Raw genomic sequence first — 23275 nt, 5'->3', positions numbered from 1 at the left:
ATACTTCCTCCCTCCTACTTATTAATCCTAGTATTTTCATAAAATGCAGCTATTAAAGCATCTTCACCTTTAAGCCCTTGCTTCTCTTTCTCTTTTACAATAGAAAGCATTCTCTTATAGTCGTGAGGCATAATCTTATGGAATTTAGGTAAGAACTCATTAAAGTTTTCTAATATTAATTTACCTTTATTAGATCCAGTAGCTTCTACGTGTTCTTCAATTAAACCCTTAAGCTCTTCTATATCTTCTTCACCTAATTCTTCTACTGCGATCATTTGTAAGTTAACTTTGTTTTTAAAGCTTTCATCTTCATCAAGAACATAAGCAACTCCACCACTCATACCTGCACCAAAGTTTAGTCCTGTTGATCCTAAGATAACAGCTCTACCCCCAGTCATGTACTCGCAGCCATGATCACCGACTCCTTCAACTACTGCTGTAGCTCCAGAGTTTCTTACGCAGAATCTTTCTCCTGCTATACCATTTATAAATACTTTTCCAGAAGTTGCTCCATATAAAGCAACATTTCCTATTATTATATTTTCTTCTGCTTTAAACTTACTATCTTTTGAAGGATAAACCACAAGCTTACCACCTGATAATCCCTTACCTAAGTAGTCATTAGAATCTCCTTCTATTTTTAAAGTAAGCCCCTTAGGTATAAATGCACCAAAGCTTTGTCCTCCAGATCCGTTACATTTTATACTTATAGTATCCTCTGGAAGTCCAACTGAATCATATTTTCTAGTTATTTCTGAACCTAATATAGTTCCTAAAGTTCTATTTATATTAGTTATATCAACTTCTATATCAACCTTATTTCCATTCTCTAAAGCATCTTTAGCTAACTTTAAGAATAATTCGCTATCTAGAACTTCATTTAATTTATGAGAATGAGCTTTTTCTGCTTTAAAGCTTATAGCTTTACCCTTTTCTAATTGTGGAGCATTTATGATTGAATTTATATCAACCTTTTTTGCTTTCCAACCCTTAATATCTTCCTTAGCTTTTAACTTATCAAATCTACCAACCATTTCATCGATACTTCTGAATCCAAGTTTAGCCATGTATTCTCTTAACTCTTCAGCTATGAATCTCATGAAGTTAACTACGTAATCAGGCTTTCCGGCAAATCTTTTTCTCAGTTCTTCATTTTGAGTTGCTATACCTACTGGACATGTATCTAAGTTACATACTCTCATCATTACGCAGCCTATAACTACTAATGGAGCCGTAGCAAATCCAAACTCTTCTGCACCTAATAAAGCTGCAATAGCTACATCTTTACCAGTCATAAGTTTACCATCAGCTTCAACTACTACTCTTTCTCTAAGGTTATTCATAACTAGAGTTTGATGAGCTTCTGCAAGTCCAAGTTCCCATGGTAATCCTGCATGTTGAATAGATGTTCTTGGTGACGCACCAGTTCCTCCATCATAACCTGATATAAGGATAACATCTGCTCCACCTTTAGCAACTCCAGCTGCAATAGTTCCAACTCCACCTTCAGAAACAAGTTTAACAGATACTCTTGCTCCAGTATTAGAGTTTTTAAGGTCGTATATTAACTGTGCTAAATCTTCTATTGAGTATATATCATGGTGTGGTGGTGGCGATATTAAACCAACTCCCGTAGTTGATCTTCTAGTTTTAGCAACCCATGGGTATACCTTACTAGCTGGAAGTTGCCCACCTTCACCAGGTTTTGCTCCTTGAGCCATTTTTATTTGTAACTCTTTAGCATTTACTAAGTATTCTGAAGTAACTCCAAATCTACCTGATGCAACTTGTTTTATAGCTGAATTTCTAGAATCTCCATTTTCATCTAGTATCCATCTTTCTGGGTCTTCTCCACCTTCACCAGTATTAGATTTTCCACCTAATCTATTCATAGCTATAGCTAAAGTTTCATGTGCTTCTTTAGATATAGAACCATATGACATAGCACCAGTTTTAAATCTCTTAACTATTGAATCCACTGACTCTACTTCATCTAAAGGTACTGATACACCTGAGTAATCAAAATCAATTAAGCCTCTTAATGTTAATGTACTTTCTTCTTGGTTTAATAAAGAAGTATATTCTTTAAACAATCTGTAATCAGCTGTTTTAGCAGCTTCTTGAAGCTTGTGAATTGTTAGAGGATTATACATATGTTCTTCTTGATTACTTCTAAACTTGTGGCTTCCCACTGAGTCTAAAGTTAAATCTAGAGTAAGTCCTCTCTTATCAAATGCAGTCGCATGTCTTAATTCAGCTTCTTTTTGTATATCCTTTATCTCTATTCCACCAATTCTACTTATAGTATTAGTGAAGTATTTATCTATTACCTTGTCCGCAATTCCTAGAGCCTCAAATATTTGTGCTCCTTGGTAAGATTGTATAGTAGATATACCCATTTTAGATAATATCTTAACTATTCCCTTAAGTATTGCTTTATTAAAATGGTAAACACCTTTTTCATAAGGAATTTCTAGTAATTCTTCCTCAATAAGTTCTCTTATAGATTCATATGCTAAATAAGGATTTATAGCTGAAGCACCAAACCCTAATAACGTAGCAAAATGATGTATTTCTCTTGGTTCTCCACTTTCAAGTATAAGAGCTAAGGATGTTCTTGCACCCTTTCTTACTAAATGATGATGAAGCGAAGAAACTGCTAGTAGTGATGGAATTGAAATATTATCTTTATCTACTCCTCTATCACTAAGGATTAATACATTGTATCCATCCGCAAATGCTTTATCAGCCTCATTAAATAAACCTTCCAAAGCTTCTTCTAAAGCATTTTTACCCTTATTTTTATTAAACAATATACTTAAAGTCTTAACCTTAAAGCCTTCTCTATTTATGTTTTTAATTTTTAGGAAGTTTTCATTTGATAATATTGGAGAACTAAGTTTTATTTGTCTACAATTTTCTTTAACATCCTCTAATAAGTTTCTTTCTGTACCTAAGAAAACATCTGTAGCTGTAACTATTTCTTCTCTTATAGCATCTATTGGTGGGTTAGTAACCTGAGCAAATAGTTGCTTGAAGTAATTGAATAGTGGCTGAGGTTTTTCTGATAATACAGCAAGCGGAGTATCTATACCCATAGCTCCTAGAGCTTCTTCTCCCACTTCTGCCATCTTTAAAATATTATTCTTTAAATCTTCATAAGAATAACCAAAAGATTTCTGAAGCTTTGCTCTTTCTTCTGGTTCTATAGCCTCATCCTTCACTTCTATATCATCAATATCTTCTATATTTATAAGATTTTCTTTTAGCCATTCTCCATAAGGATTTTCCTTAGCGTATTTATCTTTTAATTCCTTATCATCTATCAATTCACCCTTTACAGTATCAACTAATAGCATTTTTCCTGGAGTTAGTCTATTTTTCTCAACTACTTTATGAGGCTCAACATCTAATACCCCTACTTCAGATGAAAGTATTAAATAATCATCATCTGTTACATAGTATCTAGCTGGTCTAAGTCCATTTCTATCTAAAACGGCACCTAATTTTTCTCCATCAGTAAATACTATAGCAGCAGGACCATCCCATGGTTCCATCATAGTAGCATAATATTCATAAAAATCTCTTTTTTCCTTACTCATAGTTTCATTTTTAGCCCATGGTTCAGGAATAGCCATCATTACAGCTTTTGGTAAGTCTCTACCATTCATTAACAAGAACTCTAAGGTATTATCTAAAATGGCTGAATCTGATCCTTCTCGATCAATTACAGGCAATACCTTACCTAAATCTTCACCTAAGTATTTTGAGACAAGTTTTGCTTCTCTTGAGTGTACTTTATTTACATTACCTCTTAATGTATTAATTTCCCCATTGTGTATCATATATCTGTTAGGATGTGCTCTCTCCCAGCTTGGGAAAGTATTAGTACTATATCTTGAGTGTACTAAAGCTAAAGATGATTCTACTTTAGCATTTCCTAGATCTCTATAGAAATCTTTAAGCTGTGTTGCTAAAAGCATTCCTTTATAAACTATTGTTCTAGAAGAAAAAGATGGAATGTAGAAAGTCTCTCCATGAAGTAAAGTATCTTTAAGAGCCTTTTTCTCAACTTTTCTTCTAACTACGTATAATTTTCTTTCGAAGTCTATACCCCTATTAACTTCTTCTGGTTTTTCAACAATTGCTTGAAGTATGTATGGCATACAAGAAAGCGCAGTTTCCCCTAAATCCTTAGAATTTACTGGCACCTTTCTCCACGCTAACAATTTAACTCCCTCTTCTTTAAGAGTTTCCTCAAAAAGAGTTTTTGCTTCTATCCTCATAGTTTCCTTCTGAGGTAGGAACACCATTGCTACTGCATAATCTCCTGCTTGTGGCAGAATTACTCCAAGTTTTTGGGCTTCTTGTTTGAAGAATCTATGTGGTATTTGGAATAATACTCCCGCACCATCTCCTGTGTTTTCTTCTGAACCTATTCCACCCCTATGTTCCAAGTTGATTAAAATATTTAGAGCATCCTCTAAAACCTTATGTGTTTTTATTCCTTTAATATTAGCAACTGCACCAATTCCGCATGCATCATGCTCAAAACTAGGATTATATAATCCCATTTTCTCTGGATAATTTTTGTGCATTTATAGCCCCCCCTTAGTTTATTAATATCGCCTTTGATATCATTGTAGGAACAAACAGCGAGTAACTATATCATAAAATATAGCACTCGCAAAATCAATTAAAAAATAAGTTAAATTGTTGGGGTTTACTGGTAAAGAAAGTTAAGTTTCTTGGGCAAGAATTGCCTTTGCAACTTCACTCATCTTTTGTCCATTATTCATACTTGTCTTCTGAATGTATCTAAAAGCTTCCTTTTCAGAAAGTCCTTTATTCGTCATTAAGATTCCCTTTGCTTTTTCAACAAGCTTCCTATCTTCAATGCTGTGTTCTAACTTCTCAACTTGTTCTCTAAGCTTCATTATTCTTCTTTGACTTTGAAAAATTAAATCTACAGCATTTAATAGAACTGGCTTAGATATAGGATTACTTATGCAATATATATCCGTTTCTTCTTGAACGAAGGATTTGTAAGGTTCATTTACTATAGCCAAGAATCCGCATATATCACCTAGATTACTACTAATATCTATAATTGTCATTTCAGAAAGCTTATAACTCATTATTATTAAGCTAGGAGATTCTTGCATGGCTCTTCTTATTAAATCATTAGCTGAAGTACATACTCCAAGTACCTCGTATCCTTCATTTCTTAAAATAATCTCTACCTTTTTAGCTGTATCAATATTGTTTAAGGCTATAATTATTCCTCTGCGAAAGTCCATGGCAAACTCACCTTTTTTCTGATTAATATTTCTTGATATAATTGTCAATTTCCCATTGATGAACACTTATAGCATAATCTTTATATTCAGAGGATTTAGCCTTTAAATAAGTATTAAACGCATGTTCACCTAATGTTTTTCTCACCAATTCACTTTCTTTCATATATTTAATAGCTTCTTCTAAGCTTCCTGGTAACGAATCTATTCCTTCTGCTTCTCTTTCATCTTCATTCATCTTGAATATATTCTTTTCAGCAGATGGTGGAGGTGTAAGATCCTTCTTTATTCCTTCTAGTCCAGCTGAAAGTAATGTAGCTAATACTAAATATGGATTTGAGCTTGGATCCGGACATCTTAATTCTACTCTTGTTCCAGCGCCTCTTGAAGCTGGTACTCTTACTAGACATGTTCTGTTACTTCCAGACCATGCTATATAAACTGGTGCTTCATAACCTGGAACTAATCTCTTATATGAGTTAACTAGAGGATTAGTTATGGCTGCTATTCCCTTAATATTATCAACAAGACCAGCTATAAAGCTGTATGCCGTCTTACTTAATCCTAATTCTCCATTTTCATCAACAAAAGCATTTTTTCCATCTTTATTTAGTGACATATTAACATGCATTCCTGAACCATTGATTCCATATACAGGTTTAGGCATGAATGTAGCATGCACTCCATGTCTTTGAGCTATTGTTTTAACAACTAATTTAAAAGTCATTATATTATCAGCTGTTGTAAGTGCATCTGCATATTTAAAATCTATTTCATGTTGTCCTGCTGCAACTTCATGGTGAGATGCTTCTATCTCAAAGCCCATTTCTTCTAAGGCAAGACTCATATCTCTTCTAGCATTTTCTCCCAAATCTACTGGTCCTAAATCAAAGTATCCAGCTTCATCGTGAGTTACAGTGGTAGGTTCACCTTTTTCATCTGTATTAAATAAGAAAAATTCACATTCTGGTCCAACATTCATGCTGTACCCTAACTCTTCAGCTTCTTTTAATACTTTCTTTAATATATTTCTTGGATCTCCTTCAAATGGAGTTCCGTCTGGTCTATAAACATCACAAATTAATCTTGCAACTTTACCTTGTTGAGGTCTCCATGGGAAAATAACGAATGTATCTAAGTCTGGTCTAAGATACATGTCTGATTCTTCTATTCTTACAAAACCGTCTATAGAAGACCCATCAAACATACACTCATTATTTAAAGCCTTTTCAAGTTGACTATCAGTTATCGCAACATTTTTAAGTGTTCCAAATAAGTCAGTGAATTGAAGTCTTATAAATTTAATACCATTTTCTTTAACGATATTAATAATATCCTCTTTAGAATACTTTGCCATAATATACTCCCCTTTTCGCATTTATTATTTGCAAAATTACATATGCAATAAAACGGCGCACTACTAGAAATACTTTTAAAAATTTGTAAGTAACTCTGTAGAACACCGTTGTTCGACTAAATCTTGTTAATATTATATTCTCATACTATCAAAAAATCAACTGTTATTTTTTGTTTTGTTTAAATTTATTATTCTAACCGTATACTTTTGTTAATATGCATCTGATTTCATTAATAATATGTTAATACCATACCTATTTAAAGTTATGATACCATATTATTTAATATACATTCACTTACTGAATTAACTACATAATCTACATGCTCTTTTAAGCTTTCCTCTGAACTAGTAAACGTAAAGGAATTTCCTGCGACTTTAAACATTGATAGATCATTCCATGAGTCTCCTATAGAGTAAACTCTGTTAGCATCTATTATCTCTTTTTCCATAATCATTTCTAAGGCATTTCCTTTTGAACAACCTACCTTAACTATATCTATATATCTAGTATTTCTATAAGCTACAAGATAATCCCCATACTTTTTATTGATATCATCACAAACTTCTTTAATGTAGGCTGCATCCTTCCCCTCAAACTCAAAGCAAAGTAATGACACCTTGTCATCTCCTAACTCTACTAAGGTCTCTATACTTTTCATGCTAGGAACCTCAAAGTTTTCAAATCCCTCGCCTACTATATAAGTAGTAAATCCAGTTTCTAGTGCTACCCCAGTAGTTCTATATCTAAAATCCTTTATAACAGAATCACATATATTTAAATCTAACTCTTCGCTATGCATTAGATTTAAATCCTTATCAAAAATAAGTGCTCCATTTAGTAGAACAAAGTAGTCCGCTGTTATATCATATTTACTTTTCAAAAACTCTACTCCATTGTAGGGTCTTCCAGTAGTAATTGCTATAGCGTGTCCTAGTTCTTCTAGTTTTTTTACAGCCTTAATATTATCATCTGTAATATCAAAACCCTCTACTAAAGTTCCATCTAAATCAGTAGCTAGCATTTTTCTCATCAACCATACCCCTTATCTTACAGTATTTTATCAGTTTTAATTATAACATACACCATAACTAAATATCATTAGTTTCATTATTAAACTGGCTAAAGTACATATTGTAATATACACCTTTTTTATCTAATAGTTCATAATGATTCCCACTTTCTAAAATCTCCCCATTTCCAACAACAAGTATATTATCTGCATCTCTAATGGTACTTAATCTATGAGCTATAATAAAGCTAGTTCTTCCCTTCATTATATTTAACATACCCTTTTGAACCTGCTTTTCTGTACGCGTATCAACACTACTTGTTGCCTCATCTAGAATTAGTATAGAAGGTTTAGATAACATAGCTCTAGCAATAGTTATAAGTTGTCTTTGTCCTTGACTAAGGTTACTTCCCCCCTCTACAATTTTAGTTTCATATCCTTCTGGAAGCCTTTTTATAAAACTATCTGCACAGGCCAATTTAGCTGCTTTTTCTATTTCCTCATCTGTAGCCTTTGGATTTCCATAACGTATATTATCTTTTATACTTTCGCTAAATAGATAAGTATCTTGGAGTACTATACCAAATATATTCCTCAAACTATCTCTCGTATATTTACGTATATCCTCTCCATCTATTAATATACTTCCATCCGTAACCTCATAAAATCTAGTAAGTAAACTTATTATTGTGGTTTTTCCAGCTCCTGTAGCTCCAACTAAAGCAGTAGAACTTCCCTCCTTAGCACTAAAGCTTATATTTTTTAATACACTTATATCTTTTGAATATCCAAAACTCACATTTTTGAATACAACTTCACCCTTAGGATTTGTTATTTTCTTAGATTTCTCGCTATCCATACTTTCTTCATTTTCATCTAAAATCTCAAATACTCTTTCAGCTCCAGCCACTGCTGATTGCAAATTATTAAATATACTAGCCAAATCATTTAAGGGTCTAGAGAATTGTCTTGAATAGCTTAAAAAACTAGCTATTAATCCTACAGTTATAAGTCCCTTAACCGCAAGTATCCCTCCAACAGAAGCTACTGCCATAAAACCTATATTATTTATTACATTCATAATAGGCATTAAAAATCCTGACCAAATCTGAGCCTTTAATCCAACCTCACAAAGCCTGTCATTAATCCCCCTAAAGGAATCCATAGCTTCTTTTTCACGATTAAAGGCCTTCACTATATCTACTCCAGATATAGTTTCCTCTATATATCCATTTAAATTTCCAAGCTCAACTTGTTGCTTCTTAAATAAAACCTTAGTTTTACTGGCTATTACTTTTGTTAATCCTCCTACTAAAGGTACAGTTATTAAACTTGCAAGTGTCAAAAGTGGGCTTAAAATAAGCATCATTATAAAGGATCCTGCTATGGTTATTACTCCAGACATTAACTGAGTGGTTGAGCTAGAAACAGTACTACTTACATTTTCAATATCATTAGTAAGTCTGCTCATAACTTCTCCATGACTGTGAGTATCAAAAAAGCTTATAGGTAGCTTATGCAGTTTAGAGAATAAATTACCTCTTAACTTTCTAACAATTCCTTGGGATATTTTTGCCATGATTCTACCTTCAACAATATTTATTCCTCCGCTAACTATATAAGAAATAAGTAAAACAAATATCACTATTATTAAACCACTTGAATTTTTAGTCCCTTGAAAATCTGCCATATAATCAACAGCTTTACCTATTAGATATGGTGCCATAAGTCCTATAAAGCTATCTATTATTATTAAACTAAATATAAATACAAGGGATCTTTTCTCACTAGAAATATATCCAAAAAGTCTTTTTAGAGTTTTCTTAAAATTCTTAGGTTTAACTTTAGGAGCAAATCTATCCATGCCCTTTGTCGTTCTTCTTCCAGATATATTTATGGAAGGTATTTCATCTATCTTCTTATTTTTTTCTCCCATTATATTAACTCCTTCCCAATCTGAGAATTAAATATATCCTTATACACACTGCAGTCATCCATAAGTTCATTATGAGAACCTAAACCTACTATCTCTCCATCATCAAGTACCAGTATATTATCAGCTTCCATTACTGAAGTTATTTTTTGAGATATTATTATAGTAACTAAGTCTTTTGAGAACTTCTTTAATCCTTCTTTTATTTTCTTTTCAGTAGTAACATCTACAGCACTAGTTGAATCATCTAATATCAATATATGAGGTTCCTTAATTAACGCTCTAGCTATTGATATCCTCTGTTTCTGTCCTCCTGAAAGATTCACTCCACCTTGACCGAGTTTTGTATCATATCCTTTTGCCTGTTTTAATATAAATTCATGAGCCTCTGCTAATGAAGCTGCATTTATAACCTCTTCCATAGTAGCATCAGCCTTCCCCCACCTTATATTATCTACTATACTTCCTGTAAATAATAAAGAAGCCTGAGGAACTATAGAAATCCTATCTCTTAAACTTTCCATAGAAATATTCTTTATATCAACTCCATTGATTTTTATCTTTCCCTTAGTAACATCATAAAATCTAAGGAGCAATTTAACTAAAGTGCTCTTCCCAGAACCCGTAGAACCTATTATTCCCAAAAGCTCACCAGAATTAATATTAAGGTTAATATTTTTAAGAGCAGCTTCCCTAACTCCCCCACTATAAGTGAAACTTACATCTTCAAAACTTATTTGTAATTCTCCCTTTTTAACTTTTTCATCCCCATTTTCTATAGTTGGTTCTTGATCAAAAACTTCAACTATTCTCTCAGAAGATGCTCTGGCTTTAACAAACATATTAAACACAAAGGTCATGGTCATAAGAGAAGACAGTATTTGAGTCATATAATTTATAAATGCCATAACTGCTCCGACCTGTATACTGCCGTTATTTATCTTTATATTACCCAGCCAAAGCACTGCTATTATTCCAATATTAACTGTAGCCGTAATAGTTGGACTAAATATGGCTATAGTTTTCATAGCCTTAGTAGAAACCTTAAAAAGCTCATCATTTTTTTTACCAAATCGTTCTTCTTCGTATTTAAACCTATTAAATGCTTTAACAACTCTAACCCCAGATAAATACTCTCTTATATTACTATTAACATTGTCCAAAGATTTTTGTATCTTTCTAAAATTAGGGTATCCTACCCTCATATTTAAAATTATTATCCCAATGACTAGTGGAATTATTATTAAAAATATTACTGATAAAGATAAATTTAATCTAGCCGCCATTATTAAACTTCCTATACATAACATTGGCGCCTTAACAAAAACCCTCATCATTCCATTTACAAACATCTGCACTTGATTAACATCATTAGTAAGTCTAGTAACTAATGAAGCTTTATCAAAATTATCTATATTATCAAAGGAAAAACTTTGAATCTTCTCATACATATCAACTCTTAAATCTCTCCCAAATTTTTGAGATACATGACTTGCTATTATGCTCCTCATAGTAGCTCCTATAGCTCCCATAACAGTCACTCCAAGCATAATCAGCGTATTTACTAAAACATAATCCATATTTCTACTAGCAACACCTTCATCAACTATCTTTGACATTATAGTTGGCTGCATAAGATCACAAACCGCCTCTATTGATAGAAAAAATAACGCTATAACAAATGGTTTTTTATATTTCTCTATATACTTCTTATAATGCTTCAAAAACTTCATCTCCATCTTTATTTAAATAAGCAAACCGTTCAATATAAATTATAACTCAACCTCATAGAAAACTATGCCTAATTTTCAAAATCTGTTATTACTTTTAATTTAAAAATTATCTTAATCTTCACAAACAATATATTAATTTAAATCTATTTTTTTTGCCAGTTAACTGGTTAACTGCTTAACTGGTAAACTTCTTATATTCTTAACTGGTTAACTGGTTAACTGGTTAACTGTTTTTCTGTTTTTCTGTTTTTAATATTTAATTTTTTTATTAGCTAGAATGACTTTGATGAAGCTCCTATGAATCAGTTATTTTCTAAATTATAACAACTTTGTAACAAGCTCATGTTAAAATATATTTAGTATAATTTGAGAGGTATTTGTTTATGAGAGAAAAGATTATTGTTGTTGAGGATGAATTTTATATAAATGATATTTTAACCACTGCTTTAGAAGAAGAAAAATTTCAAGTTTTAAGTCTTTTCAATGGAGAATCTTTAAAGGAAAACTTAATGGATTTTGCTCCAGATATAGTTCTTTTAGATGTTAATTTGCCAGATACAAATGGATTTGAGTTGTGCAAGTATATAAATAAAGAACTTAGTATTCCTATAATTTTAATTACTGCTAGAAATGACGTTGTTGATAAGGTTCTAGGCTTAGAGTTAGGGGCTCATGATTATATAACTAAGCCTTTTCATATAAAAGAAGTTATAGCTAGAATTAGAGCTGCCTTAAGATCCACAACTAAATATTCTTCTATATTCACAAATGATTTATCAAACCAGCCTGTAGCCATAAGCCCAGTGCTAAAGGTTGATTTTGATAGCAGAATAATTCTTAAAAATAACGAGGAGATAAAACTGAATCCAAAAGAATTTGAAATTCTCTCTTTACTTTCTAAAAATAGAAATAAAATTTTCACTCGAGATGCTTTATTAAACACTATTTGGGGTTATGAGTATTTTGGAGAAGATAGAACAGTTGATGTTCATATAAGGAGACTTAGAGCTAAAATAGATACACCTGATTTTTCTCATATAGAGACTGTATTTGGTGTTGGATATGTAATGAGGTAATTTATGAAAAGTATAAAAAGCAAAATAACCTTGTGGTTTATGTGTTTATTTATTATTTTTTCCATTGTGCTTAATTTATCTATAAGATTTTTTATCAAAAAGGATTTTGAAAAAAACACAACTAACTCAATGAATAATTTAATGATAAATTCTAGAGAATTAATAAAAAACAAACTTTTATTAAAAGATTCTTACTCTGATTCTGATTGGATTGATGTAGGCTCTGAGGTTTTATGGGATATAAAAAAACTCTACCAAACCTATGGAAGCCTTTATTCTTCAGATAATAAGAACCCCTTAACCACCACAAATAATTCAGAAGAGGATATATCATTACTTAATGAAGCTTCAAAGAACAAAGCTGTAATAAAACTATATAGAGTTAAAAACACCTATACTTCCTCAATTTCCTATCCAATTTATATAAATGATAAAAGTGATTATAATCTTTATCTGACAAAAGATTTTAGTGAAAATTATTTAGATTATATAAAAATATTAAATATTATAACTTTGCTTCAAGTTTTTTTTGGTATTCTAATACTTTTGATTACATATCTAATCTCTTCTCGTATAACTAAACCTATATCCTCATTAATTAAAGGAGTAAAGGAAGTTTCTTTAGGTAATTTTGATTACTGTTTTGAATCTTCATCTTCAGATGAAATAGGAATATTATCAAGAGAATTTTCTAATATGAAAAAAGAGATAAAAAATCAATTGGAATATCTTATGAAAGAAAAAGAAAATGCTCTACTTCTTCAAAAAAGTAAAAGCAGCTTCTTTAATAATGTAACCCATGAGCTTAAAACTCCCTTAACTACTATATCAGGTTATAGCCAGTTATTGCTTTCTCCCAAGGTAAAGGATAAGAATTTTAGAGACAGAGCCATAAATGGTATCTTTCAAGAAAGTGAAAGAATGCATTCCTTAATAGTGGAGCTAATAAATATTTCTAAAAACTTAAATAATCCACAGAAAGAATTAATTCCTATAGAATTATCCACATTTATATCAAGAATTCTTGATAACTTAAAAATTAAGTGGAAAAATAAAGCTTATTCCCTAAATCTAGATATGGAGGATGCTTTAATACTATCAGATACTGAAAACATAACTTCATTACTAACAAACATCTTAGATAACTCTATAAAATATTCTCTAGATAATGGAATTATAGCTATAAATCTAAAAAATCAAGATAACTTAGTTTATTTAACAGTAGAAAATTCTTATGAAAGTTCTTCTTCATTTATAAAAGATAAGCTGTTTGAACCTTTTGTTAAAGGTACTAACTCAACAGAAGACAGCAATGGCCTAGGTTTATATATATGCAAAGAGATAATTAATTCATTAAATGGAGAAATCACTATAGAACTAACTGAAGAAATATTTAAACTTACAACAACTTTTCCTTCTTTCTGTAATATCTCTGAAACAATTTAATTAAGTTTTGTAATTACTAAAAGTTATCATAAAAATAACACTGAAAGGGGGAAATTTTATGTCTAAAAACACTTTATTAAAAGTTCTTACAATATCAATATTAATCTCTTCTTTATTTTTAACTGGTTGTACCACTGAAGAAAAGATTATTACAGTACAGGATGATGTACAGAAGATGAGTAATGAATTAGATGAAGATGGTAGGATATTTACTAAGGTTAGGGATCTAGAAATTTCTGAAACCGAGAATGCTTATATATACACAATTGCAAATGATGCTTCTCCTGTATTTTCTAAAAATTTGACTCCAAACACCTCTTATACCTATACTAATTTATTCACCTTAAACTCTGATAACTCTATTAACATAATCGAAAATAATTTAAATGGACTATTTACAATGGTGAATAAAAACTTAATAACCTATTTCAAGGGTACTGAATTATGGATATATGATGCTAACACAAAAGAAAAGCAAATGCTTGTTAATCTTCCAGATATAAAAGAGGAATCAGAAAACGCAGGCTCAATGCACCCTCTTAAAATTTCTGGAGACAATAGTTATTTAAGTATAGTCACGCGAACTCAATATGATGGATATCATAAAAATATTATTCGTATATTAGATTTAGAAACAGGTGAAGTCTATAAAAGTGCTCCATTAAAAGATTTATCTCTTTCTCAATATTTTTTATATAGTAAAGCAACAAATAAATTTTATACTTCTACACCGTATTCAGAGAATATATTAGAATTTTCTCTTGATGATTTAAATCCTAAAGAAATTGCTCGTATTCCTGGAATTAAAGTTGAGAACTTTAAGATGAGTTATAACGGTAAATATATTTATTTTATGCAAAAAGATAGAGATAGTAGAGAACTTTCGTTTTGTAAATTTGATTTACAAACCCAAAATACAATAACTCTATTAAAAATATCTCCTAAAGAAAAAGATGAAGATTTATTTTGGACTAATTTTGATATAGTTGGCAATACACTTGTTTATGCTTTTTTCACTAATAGAGCTTCTGATTATGAGCCTTTTCTAACTAAAAATAAACTTTATGCAGCAAATATATCTGAAGATTCTATCACTAATAATCAACTCTTATATAGTTCTCCAGTTGCAGAAAATTCTTCTATTATGTTTTATTTAACCAATGATGGTACTAAGATTTTTAGTTCTATAGTCGCATATACAAATACTGAGTCTGGAGAAGATACCCAGAATCGCAAATCATTCCAATACTCACTTTACGAAAAAACAAAATAACATTATTAATTTACAAAATAATCTCAAAAACTAATTTTTTCTTAATTCTTTCATTAAAAACTTTAAGTTACAAATTTATAGTTCTATAATTATAAATGATTAAAGTAACGTCAAGTGGAGGAAATTATGAAAAAAAAACTATTTGTCTTAATGATATCAATTATAATGCTAACTTTAGCTTTAGTATCTTGTTCTAAAAACACAAAGGAGGATACTAGCAGCAATGAAATAAAAGAAGAGGTTAATACAGAAACCATAAAAGATGAAAATACTAGCGATTCTAATAAAGAAGAAACTACTTCTAATTTGAATAAGGCTCCTGAAAAACCCTCTTCTCCTATAACTAATACTGACAACACTAGTACATCTTCTAAATCTTATTTTGGAACCTGGGTTGTAAGTAAAAAAATTGCAACTACTCCAGTGTACGCTATGTCTGAAGATAAGATAAAGTCTTATATAGGAAAAGAGCTTTATTTAACAGAAAAAAAGGTATCTTTTGATAAGGAAAATCTAGTTAATCCTACCTTTGAAGAAACTACTTTATCTGATAATGATTTTAATTCAGAAAACAGAGTTTCTTTAAAAACTATAGGAATAAGCTCAGCTTCTGTTAAAAAGGTTGATGTTATTCAAAATGTTAATTCTAACTGGGCTTCCTTTTTTGGAAACACCTTTTATGTTAAGGACGACAATACCTTGATAACTTTATGGGACGGAATATTTTTTGAGTTAAATAGAAAATAGGAAACAAAAAAGAAATCCACTTAATTTATGGATTTCTTTTTTACTCTATTTAACAAACATCTCAATTAATGTTCCTAAGCCTTTTTCTAGATTTCTTAACTTCTCCTTGTTTATAGACTGAAGATATAGGCTTTCTAGTTCTAGCATATATTTTTTACCTGCGGCTAGGTAACTTGTTGCTTCTTTTATTTTTTTAGTATATTCTTGTTTAATATTTTCAATATCGTCTTTATATTTCTCTTCAGTTCCAGGATAAACTAGTTCTTCATAGGTATCTACAATCTCATCTGTATGTCGTTCTGCTAGATATTCATGAGGTCTAGTACTATCAAAAACTGCAATGCTAAGTTCTCTAAGCACTATCATATCATAGCTTTTAGGATCAAAACCACAATGATAAGCTTCAATATCATATCCTCTTTTTTCAGCTTCATTTAATAATTTTCCTAATATAGTTGATTTTCCTGTGCCTGGTCTGCCCTTTATAAGGTACCTCTTCCCAATGTTTCTAGTAATGCTTGGTATAAAATCCTTTGGTCCATCCGGAGTCGCTGCTCCTAAAAACCTATGCACAATTTTTGATTTTTTATTTAAGTTTGTTTCTGCTAATATTCTAATTATTAATTCCTTTGCAAAATCATCTGCTCTACTAAAATCCATGTTTTCTATATATATTGCTTCCCATTTATCATGAATTTTAAGTCCCTCTCCAAATGCAACATGAGCTTTTTTTATTTCTTCCTTCATTAATACTTTTAAGTTTTCTATATTTTTGTGCCTTTTTTTCAATGAGTTTTCATCCATAATTTGAGATAAGTCTATATATTGTTTATCTTTTTTTATACTCTCAAGTTTTGTTCCGTATATAGGGTTTCCATCAATAAAAGCTACATTCCCATTAGGAATAACTACACCTTCTACATATTCATCTCCCATATAACTATTTATAAGTTCTATCTCGTAACCTTTTGCTAAATAGGCTTGTGCAATATTTTTTATAACCGATGTCTTTATCACCTGGGGAGCATTTCTTATAACATATATGTCCTTTATATTTTCTAATACAGAGTCATAGTAATTCACGAACCCTCGTGCTGTATTTCCTCCCCCATAGTAATTAATAATATTAGGTGTCATACGACCACTTCCTCTTTATCGTTCTTTGGTACATATTTCCATAATATGCAAAAACACAGAGGATAGTGATGGTTAGAGTTTTCTATAACTACAAATATTTCTTCATTTTTTTATGAGGAATTCCAGCCTCTAAATAAACCTCAGATATTTCTTCAAATCCTACTGATTTATATAAGGCTACCACATACTCTTGAGCAGATAATATTATTTCTTTTTCTTTATAGACATCCTTTATATATTCAATGGCTCTATTCATCATTTCTACAGCTAATCCTCTTCTTCTATAGCTATTTAAAACTAAAACTCTTCCTATTGAAGGAGCATCATAACTTATTCCTTTTGGTATTATTCTGCTATAAGCTACCACTCTATCATTATCTACACAAAATATATGTGCACATTTTTTATCAACATCATCAAAGTCTTGTTCATCTATTTTCTGTCCACAAACAAAAACCTCAAACCTTGATTTAACTATCTCATAAAGTTCATTTATACTTAAATCCTTAAATTCTTTTATATACCATTTCATATTTTCAAACCTCTTTTCATATGTTTTATTTATATCCATTTATTGATATCTAGATTTAACTGATGTACAATATATATTGTAATTCTTCTTAAACTGAATTAGAAGAGCTTTTCTCTTTTAATTGACTTTAGGAATTAGTTATATAGTTTCATTCTAATTGCAAGGAAGTTTCTAAGCAAAAGGATTAATATGACAACTGGATTAAATAAATTTATGTTTTTCCTAGTTTGTTAAAATTTTAACCCTCTGCTAACAGAGGGTTTTATTTTTTGGAGGTAATTATGGAAAATAGAGTCGGTGTAGTTGCCATTGTTTTAGATAACTTAGAAGCTGCTCCTTCTGTTAATGAAATACTTCATGACTATGCCAAGATAATAGTAGGCAGAATGGGTATTCCCTATAGAGAAAAAGGGGTATCTGTAATTTCTATTATTGTAGATGGCACAACGGATGAAATAGGTGCTTTAACAGGTAAGCTTGGAAGAATAAAGTACGTTCAAGTTAAGTCTGCTATTACAAAGAAGTAATATTAGAGGAGTGTGTTTTTATTATGATAAGAGAATATAAGGCAGAAGAATTTATTATTGATGAAGAAATTTACTCAAGTATTGAAGAAGGTGAAAAATTAGCCCAAGATAAAGAATATGTAAAAAACCTTCTTGAAAGATCTAGAGACTTTAAAGGATTAACTCACAGAGAAGCAGCTGTACTTCTATCTGTAGAAGATGAAGAATTAGTTCAAGAAATGTTTAAAGTTGCTGGAGAAATTAAAGAAAGAATTTATGGAAACAGAATCGTTTTATTTGCTCCCTTATATCTTTCTAATCACTGTGTAAATAATTGTGAATATTGCGGTTATCAACACTGTAACAGCGATTTATTAAGAAAGAAATTAACTCAAAATCAAATAGCAAAAGAGGTACAAGCTTTAGAGGCTATGGGCCATAAGCGACTTGCTTTAGAACTTGGAGAAGACCCAATTAACAATCCTATAGAGTATGTTCTTGAATCTTTAAAAACTATATATTCATTAAAATTTGATAATGGAGCTATAAGAAGATGTAACGTAAATATAGCTGCAACAACTGTAGAAGAATATGAAATGCTTAAGGATGCTGGTATAGGTACTTATATATTATTCCAAGAAACATACCATAAACCGACTTACGAAAATCTACATCCAAATGGTCCAAAACATAATTACAACTGGCATACTACAGCAATGCATAGAGCTAGAGCCGCTGGAATTGATGATGTTGGAATGGGTGTACTTTACGGATTATATGAACATAAATACGACACTATAGCTTTACTTATGCATGCTGAACATTTAGATAAAGAAACAGGGGTAGGCCCACACACTTTATCTGTTCCAAGGTTAAGGCCAGCTGAAGGTGTTGATACAAATAAATATCCTCACATGTTAAATGATGAAGAATTTAAGAAATTAGTAGCTATCCTTAGAATAACTGTTCCTTATACAGGAATTATATTATCAACTAGAGAAGAAGCTAATTTTAGAGAAGAAGTATTATCTGTAGGTGTATCCCAAGTTTCTGCAGGTTCTTGTACTGGAGTAGGTGGATATGCTGATGAAAATAAAATTAAAGAAAACACAGCACAATTTGAAGTAAGTGATGAAAGAAGTCCTAGCGAAGTTATGAGAAGCCTATGTAATCAAGGATATGTCCCAAGTTACTGTACAGCTTGTTATAGAGAAGGAAGAACTGGAGAAAGATTTATGGCTTTAGCTAAATCTGGACAAATACACAATGTATGTCTTCCTAATGCCTTACTTACTTTTAAAGAATACTTAATAGATTATGCTGATGAAGAAACTAAAGAAGTTGGTGAAAAAGCAATACTTAAAAACCTTGAAACCATACCAAATGAAGCTGCTAAAGAAGCTTGCTTAAAGAAGCTTGAAAGAATAGAAAATGGAGAAAGAGATTTACGTTTCTAATTAAGAGGAGGAATAAAAACATGTTAGATACCCCAAAAGCCAATAGACTCCATATATCTTTTTTTGGAAAGAGAAATGCAGGAAAATCAAGTTTAGTAAATGCCCTAACAAATCAAGACATAGCCCTTGTGTCTGATACTCCTGGAACTACTACAGATCCAGTATTTAAGGCAATGGAATTACTTCCATTAGGCCCTGTAATGATAGTTGATACAGCTGGTTTAGACGATGAAGGTGCTTTAGGAGAACTTAGAATAAAGAAAACCTTCGATATAATGGACAGAACAGATTTAGCTATTTTAGTATTTACAGGAGAATCTACTGATTTCTCGATGGAGATGACATGGAAAGAAGAATTAACTAAAAGAAATATTCCTATAATAGGAGTAATAAATAAGATAGATCAATTTTCTTTAGATGAAACTTCTTTAAAATCTGATTTTGACATTCCTTTTGTATCTTTAAGCGCTAAGGAAAAGAAAAATATAGGTAGTTTTAAACAAGCTATCATAGATATTGCCCCTACAGATTTTGAACTTCCTGCTATAGTTGGAGATATACTTAGACCAAAAGCAAGAGTTGTTTTAGTAGCACCTCAAGATATCCAAGCTCCAAAAGGAAGACTTATACTTCCTCAAGTTCAAATAATCAGAGACATATTAGACTATGATGGAATGGCTCTAACTGTTAAAGATACTGAGCTTATAGACGTATTAGAAGATTTAAAATGCGCTCCAGATCTAGTTATAACAGATTCTCAAATGTTTGATAAGGTAAGTAAAATAGTTCCTGAAGATATTCCTTTAACTTCTTTCTCAATTCTTATGGCAAGATATAAAGGAGATTTAGCTACCTTCGTTAGAGGAGCTAGAGCTATGGATTCTCTAAAACCTGGAGATAAAGTTCTTATAGCAGAAGCTTGTACTCACCATGCATTAAAAGGCGATATAGCAAGAGAAAAACTTCCTATATGGATTAAAGAAAGATATGGCGATGTTGAATTTGTAAACTTAACTGGAGTAGACTTCCCTGAAGATCTTAAAGAATTTAAGCTTATAATTCAATGTGGAAGCTGTATGTTCACTAGAAAACAATTAATGAGTAGACTTATTAAAGCTGAAGCTGATGATATGCCTATAACAAACTTTGGTACTGCTATTGCTCATCTAAATGGAATTTTAGATAGAGTTGTAAACATGTTCCCTGAAGTAAAATAATCTAGTTATTTTTAAAGAACTTCTGTGATTTTTCATAGAAGTTCTTTTTTTGAACTAAAAATTTCTACGTTTCTAAATTTCTAATTTTGTAAATTTGTACGTTTGTAATTTTCTAAATTTCTACGTTTCTAAAGTTTTAAATACCTGAATTTTATACCCGTAAGAAACTTATCCAAACTCTACCCATGGGAAAAAGTTTCAAGAAATTTATTAGCCCCATATAACTTACTTGATAAATCTTGTTTTCCTGGTATACCACAAGCATCTGCTCGGCAATGTTTACAGTGCCTAAATACCTCAAGATGTTTTTCAGCTTCAATCCTTGCTTTATCTAGTTGATTACAATCTGGTGCCTCGATATGGCTTAGATCATGTTGAGGAATAAGTGGAATTATATTGTATAAAGTAGCTCCGGCTTCTTTAACTGTTTTAGATATAACCTCAATATGCTCATCATTAATTCCAGGTATTAATACAGAATTTACTTTTACTATTACTCCTAATCTACTAATTAAGCTGATACCTTCTAATTGATTTTTTATCAATATTGAAGCTCCTTCTTCACCATAATATACTTTTTTATCATGTACTATATAGGAAGTTATTTGACCTTGTATCTTAGGATCAACAGCATTAACTGTAACTGTTATAGTTCTTACACCAACATCATAAATTTTTTTATAATATTTAGGGAGTAGTAACCCATTTGTACTCAAACATTTTATAAGGTCTGGATACTCCTTGTCCACTAATTCGAAAGCTTTCAACGCATGTGGGGTTGCCAATGTGTCCCCTGGTCCAGCTATTCCTACAACAGTTATTTCAGGACAAAGTTCCAAAGCTTTTCTTACTGTATCTACCGCATCATTATAATTTAATATCCCATTAGCAACTCCTGGTCTGTCTTCATCTCCATTACAATCTCTTTTACAAAAATTACACTGTATATTACAAGATGGACTGACTGGCAAATGTAGTCTACCAAACTTATTATGTGCCTCTCCCCCCAAACATGGATGGGATTTTGCAAGGTGTGTAAAATCCCTGCTTTTCTTTTTAACTAAATTAAAATCCGCCATAAAATCTCCTCCGTTTATATAAAAAATAGAGGTATAAATCACTATTCCATGATTTATACCTCTAGTTCTCTAGTCAGTATTTACTATACTATGTTTAATTTATAGAATTTAAAAAGAATACTCCCTCTGAACTAGCTAATTGTTCCAAAGTAATTGAATATAATACTGAATTTATCTGCTTATCTATATTTTCCCACACAGCTATATTTATTCTTTCCTCAATGTCATTGTGACTATGAATGTTTGCTAAATTTGTTTCTCCTTCTATTACCCTAAGTATATCTCCTACATATATCTCTGAGGCTTTTCTAGCAAGTGAGTATCCTCCTTGAAACCCTCTTACACTCTTAACTAAATTAGCCCCCCTTAGCAAAAAAAAGATTTGGGACAAATAATTCTGAGAAATATTTTGTCTTTCTGCAATTAAATTCAAAGGAATGTACTCTTCTTGTTGATTCATTGCTATAAAAACCATAGCTATTAATCCATATCTTCCTTTAGTTGATATATTAATAATAAACTCTCCTTTGCTCTAATTTAAATTTCGAACTTTCAAGTCTTCCTAAACCACCTTATCTATCTGAATACTTAATGTATCAATATCCCCAGACCCTAATCTAAATACAAAGTCATCGCTGATTATCTCATAAGGACGAATTATAGATATATTATCTAAAAATACATCTTCAAATAGCTTATTAATTGTCTTTTCATACTTCTTAAACTCATCTTCATCTATTATAAATCTCTCAATAATTCCAATTACCTTTAAGCTTACTTTCTTGTCCTCAATAATGTTTATCTCAATCCTACTATTTACTATATCTCTATTTATCATTGGTGATTGTATCTCTTGAAAACACACAAGTTTTCCTTGATTATTACCGTAAAGTCCCCCCTTAGAAATACTATGCCAAAAATTTTCATTATAAATAGATATATCCATAGTTGAACTTGTCTTATTTATAAGGTTTATTAAACCTATATCTAATTTTGTAACTATACTCATCACCTCATTCTGAATTTCTCATTTTTCTCTATCTGTATAATCTTGCCGTCTTGAATTACTATTGTAACTGTTCCATAACTAATTCCCTTTATTAGCTCATTTAATTTTTGGGATACTTGTTCATTAACCGGACTTTCTCTTAATAATTTTTCCACCTTCATAGTACCACTCCCCTTATTGTTACTATATAAAAAAGTCGCCTCTATATAATTTAATATACAGAGACGAGATTATCCCGCGGTTCCACTCTATTTAAGTCAAAATGACTCCACTTATTGAATACTAACATATTCTATCATTATAACGGATGACTCCGAATAGCCCTACTTTATCATCTATTCATAGAAGATATGTTCAAGCTTCAGCTCGAAAGTGCACTTCACATAGACTTTCGTAAAGGACTTCCACCATAATCCTTCTCTCTGAGACTACTTTCTATGCTACTCTACTTTTTCATAGCTTTTAT

At 31.1% G+C, this 23275-nt stretch carries 19 protein-coding genes and 1 other annotated feature; of the genes, 7 read left to right on the top strand and 12 right to left on the bottom strand.

Features of this window, described 5'->3' with window-relative positions:
* Positions 1-14 precede the first annotated feature (14 nt).
* The 6 genes from gltB to P8F83_RS19705 all read right to left on the bottom strand — a co-directional run bounded on the left by gltB (position 15) and on the right by P8F83_RS19705 (position 11330).
* Positions 15-4598, bottom strand: a complete 4584-nt coding sequence (gltB, locus tag P8F83_RS19730; protein ID WP_326512375.1) for a glutamate synthase large subunit — start codon at positions 4596-4598, stop codon at positions 15-17.
* A gap of 141 nt (positions 4599-4739) precedes the next feature.
* Entirely contained in the window at positions 4740-5300 is a 561-nt protein-coding gene (locus P8F83_RS19725; RefSeq protein WP_021803828.1) for an ANTAR domain-containing response regulator, read from the bottom strand.
* A 22-nt stretch (positions 5301-5322) separates the two neighbouring features.
* Positions 5323-6654, bottom strand: a complete 1332-nt coding sequence (gene glnA, locus P8F83_RS19720; RefSeq protein ID WP_238907260.1) for a type I glutamate--ammonia ligase — start codon at positions 6652-6654, stop codon at positions 5323-5325.
* Positions 6655-6917: 263 nt separating this feature from the next.
* Positions 6918-7685: an HAD-IIB family hydrolase gene (locus tag P8F83_RS19715; protein WP_326512374.1), complete on the bottom strand. Its 768-nt coding sequence runs from the start codon at positions 7683-7685 to the stop codon at positions 6918-6920.
* A 58-nt stretch (positions 7686-7743) separates the two neighbouring features.
* Positions 7744-9600, bottom strand: coding sequence for an ABC transporter ATP-binding protein (locus P8F83_RS19710; RefSeq protein WP_326512373.1), 1857 nt, complete (start codon positions 9598-9600; stop codon positions 7744-7746).
* The gene (locus P8F83_RS19705) at positions 9600-11330 is read right to left on the bottom strand and encodes an ABC transporter ATP-binding protein (protein ID WP_326512372.1); all 1731 of its coding nucleotides are present in this window, start codon (positions 11328-11330) and stop codon (positions 9600-9602) included. Before P8F83_RS19705 ends, P8F83_RS19710 begins: the two co-directional genes overlap by 1 nt.
* Positions 11331-11713: 383 nt before the next feature.
* Between P8F83_RS19705 and P8F83_RS19700 the strand changes: the two genes are divergently transcribed.
* From P8F83_RS19700 to P8F83_RS19685, 4 genes are all read left to right on the top strand, one after another.
* The gene (locus tag P8F83_RS19700; RefSeq protein WP_315113856.1) at positions 11714-12406 is read left to right on the top strand and encodes a response regulator transcription factor; all 693 of its coding nucleotides are present in this window, start codon (positions 11714-11716) and stop codon (positions 12404-12406) included.
* Between the two features lie 3 nt (positions 12407-12409).
* Entirely contained in the window at positions 12410-13852 is a 1443-nt protein-coding gene (locus P8F83_RS19695) for a HAMP domain-containing sensor histidine kinase (RefSeq protein WP_326512371.1), read from the top strand.
* A gap of 58 nt (positions 13853-13910) precedes the next feature.
* Complete coding sequence (locus tag P8F83_RS19690; protein WP_326512370.1) at positions 13911-15125, top strand: hypothetical protein; 1215 nt, start codon at positions 13911-13913, stop codon at positions 15123-15125.
* A 126-nt stretch (positions 15126-15251) separates the two neighbouring features.
* Positions 15252-15872 (top strand): hypothetical protein, encoded by a 621-nt coding sequence (locus P8F83_RS19685; protein WP_326512369.1) that lies wholly within the window; start codon positions 15252-15254, stop codon positions 15870-15872.
* A gap of 45 nt (positions 15873-15917) precedes the next feature.
* On the opposite strand, the gene P8F83_RS19680 is transcribed toward P8F83_RS19685, so the two are convergent.
* A complete protein-coding gene (locus tag P8F83_RS19680; RefSeq protein WP_326512368.1) occupies positions 15918-16955 on the bottom strand; it encodes a hypothetical protein in 1038 nt (345 codons plus the stop codon).
* 142 nt (positions 16956-17097) lie between these two features.
* A complete protein-coding gene (locus P8F83_RS19675) occupies positions 17098-17541 on the bottom strand; it encodes a GNAT family N-acetyltransferase (protein ID WP_326512367.1) in 444 nt (147 codons plus the stop codon).
* 281 nt (positions 17542-17822) lie between these two features.
* On the opposite strand from P8F83_RS19675, the gene P8F83_RS19670 reads away from it, so the two are divergent.
* Genes P8F83_RS19670 through hydF form a run of 3 tightly spaced genes read left to right on the top strand, consistent with a single transcriptional unit; the run spans position 17823 to position 20721 of the window.
* The gene (locus tag P8F83_RS19670) at positions 17823-18068 is read left to right on the top strand and encodes a TM1266 family iron-only hydrogenase system putative regulator (RefSeq protein ID WP_021803840.1); all 246 of its coding nucleotides are present in this window, start codon (positions 17823-17825) and stop codon (positions 18066-18068) included.
* Positions 18069-18091: 23 nt separating this feature from the next.
* Positions 18092-19504, top strand: a complete 1413-nt coding sequence (gene hydG / locus P8F83_RS19665) for a [FeFe] hydrogenase H-cluster radical SAM maturase HydG (RefSeq protein ID WP_326512366.1) — start codon at positions 18092-18094, stop codon at positions 19502-19504.
* Between the two features lie 20 nt (positions 19505-19524).
* Positions 19525-20721, top strand: coding sequence for a [FeFe] hydrogenase H-cluster maturation GTPase HydF (gene hydF / locus P8F83_RS19660; protein ID WP_326512365.1), 1197 nt, complete (start codon positions 19525-19527; stop codon positions 20719-20721).
* 179 nt (positions 20722-20900) lie between these two features.
* Here hydF and P8F83_RS19655 read toward each other — a convergent pair whose 3' ends face one another.
* From P8F83_RS19655 to P8F83_RS19640, 4 genes are all read right to left on the bottom strand, one after another.
* Positions 20901-21800 (bottom strand): radical SAM protein, encoded by a 900-nt coding sequence (locus P8F83_RS19655; protein WP_326512364.1) that lies wholly within the window; start codon positions 21798-21800, stop codon positions 20901-20903.
* 94 nt (positions 21801-21894) lie between these two features.
* Positions 21895-22308, bottom strand: coding sequence for an RrF2 family transcriptional regulator (locus P8F83_RS19650; RefSeq protein WP_326514866.1), 414 nt, complete (start codon positions 22306-22308; stop codon positions 21895-21897).
* Between the two features lie 54 nt (positions 22309-22362).
* The gene (locus tag P8F83_RS19645; RefSeq protein WP_326512363.1) at positions 22363-22809 is read right to left on the bottom strand and encodes a hypothetical protein; all 447 of its coding nucleotides are present in this window, start codon (positions 22807-22809) and stop codon (positions 22363-22365) included.
* Positions 22809-22970 carry a YezD family protein gene (locus tag P8F83_RS19640; protein ID WP_238907244.1) on the bottom strand — a complete coding sequence of 54 codons (162 nt, stop codon included), beginning with the start codon at positions 22968-22970 and terminating at the stop codon, positions 22809-22811. The genes P8F83_RS19645 and P8F83_RS19640 overlap by 1 nt, the downstream gene beginning before the upstream one ends.
* A 56-nt stretch (positions 22971-23026) precedes the next feature.
* Positions 23027-23275 (bottom strand) — a binding site (T-box leader).

The organism is Clostridium intestinale (assembly GCF_035905475.1).
GTDB classification, from domain to species: Bacteria; Bacillota; Clostridia; order Clostridiales; family Clostridiaceae; genus Clostridium_T; species Clostridium_T intestinale.
This window is presented reverse-complemented; position numbering and strand designations above follow the sequence as displayed.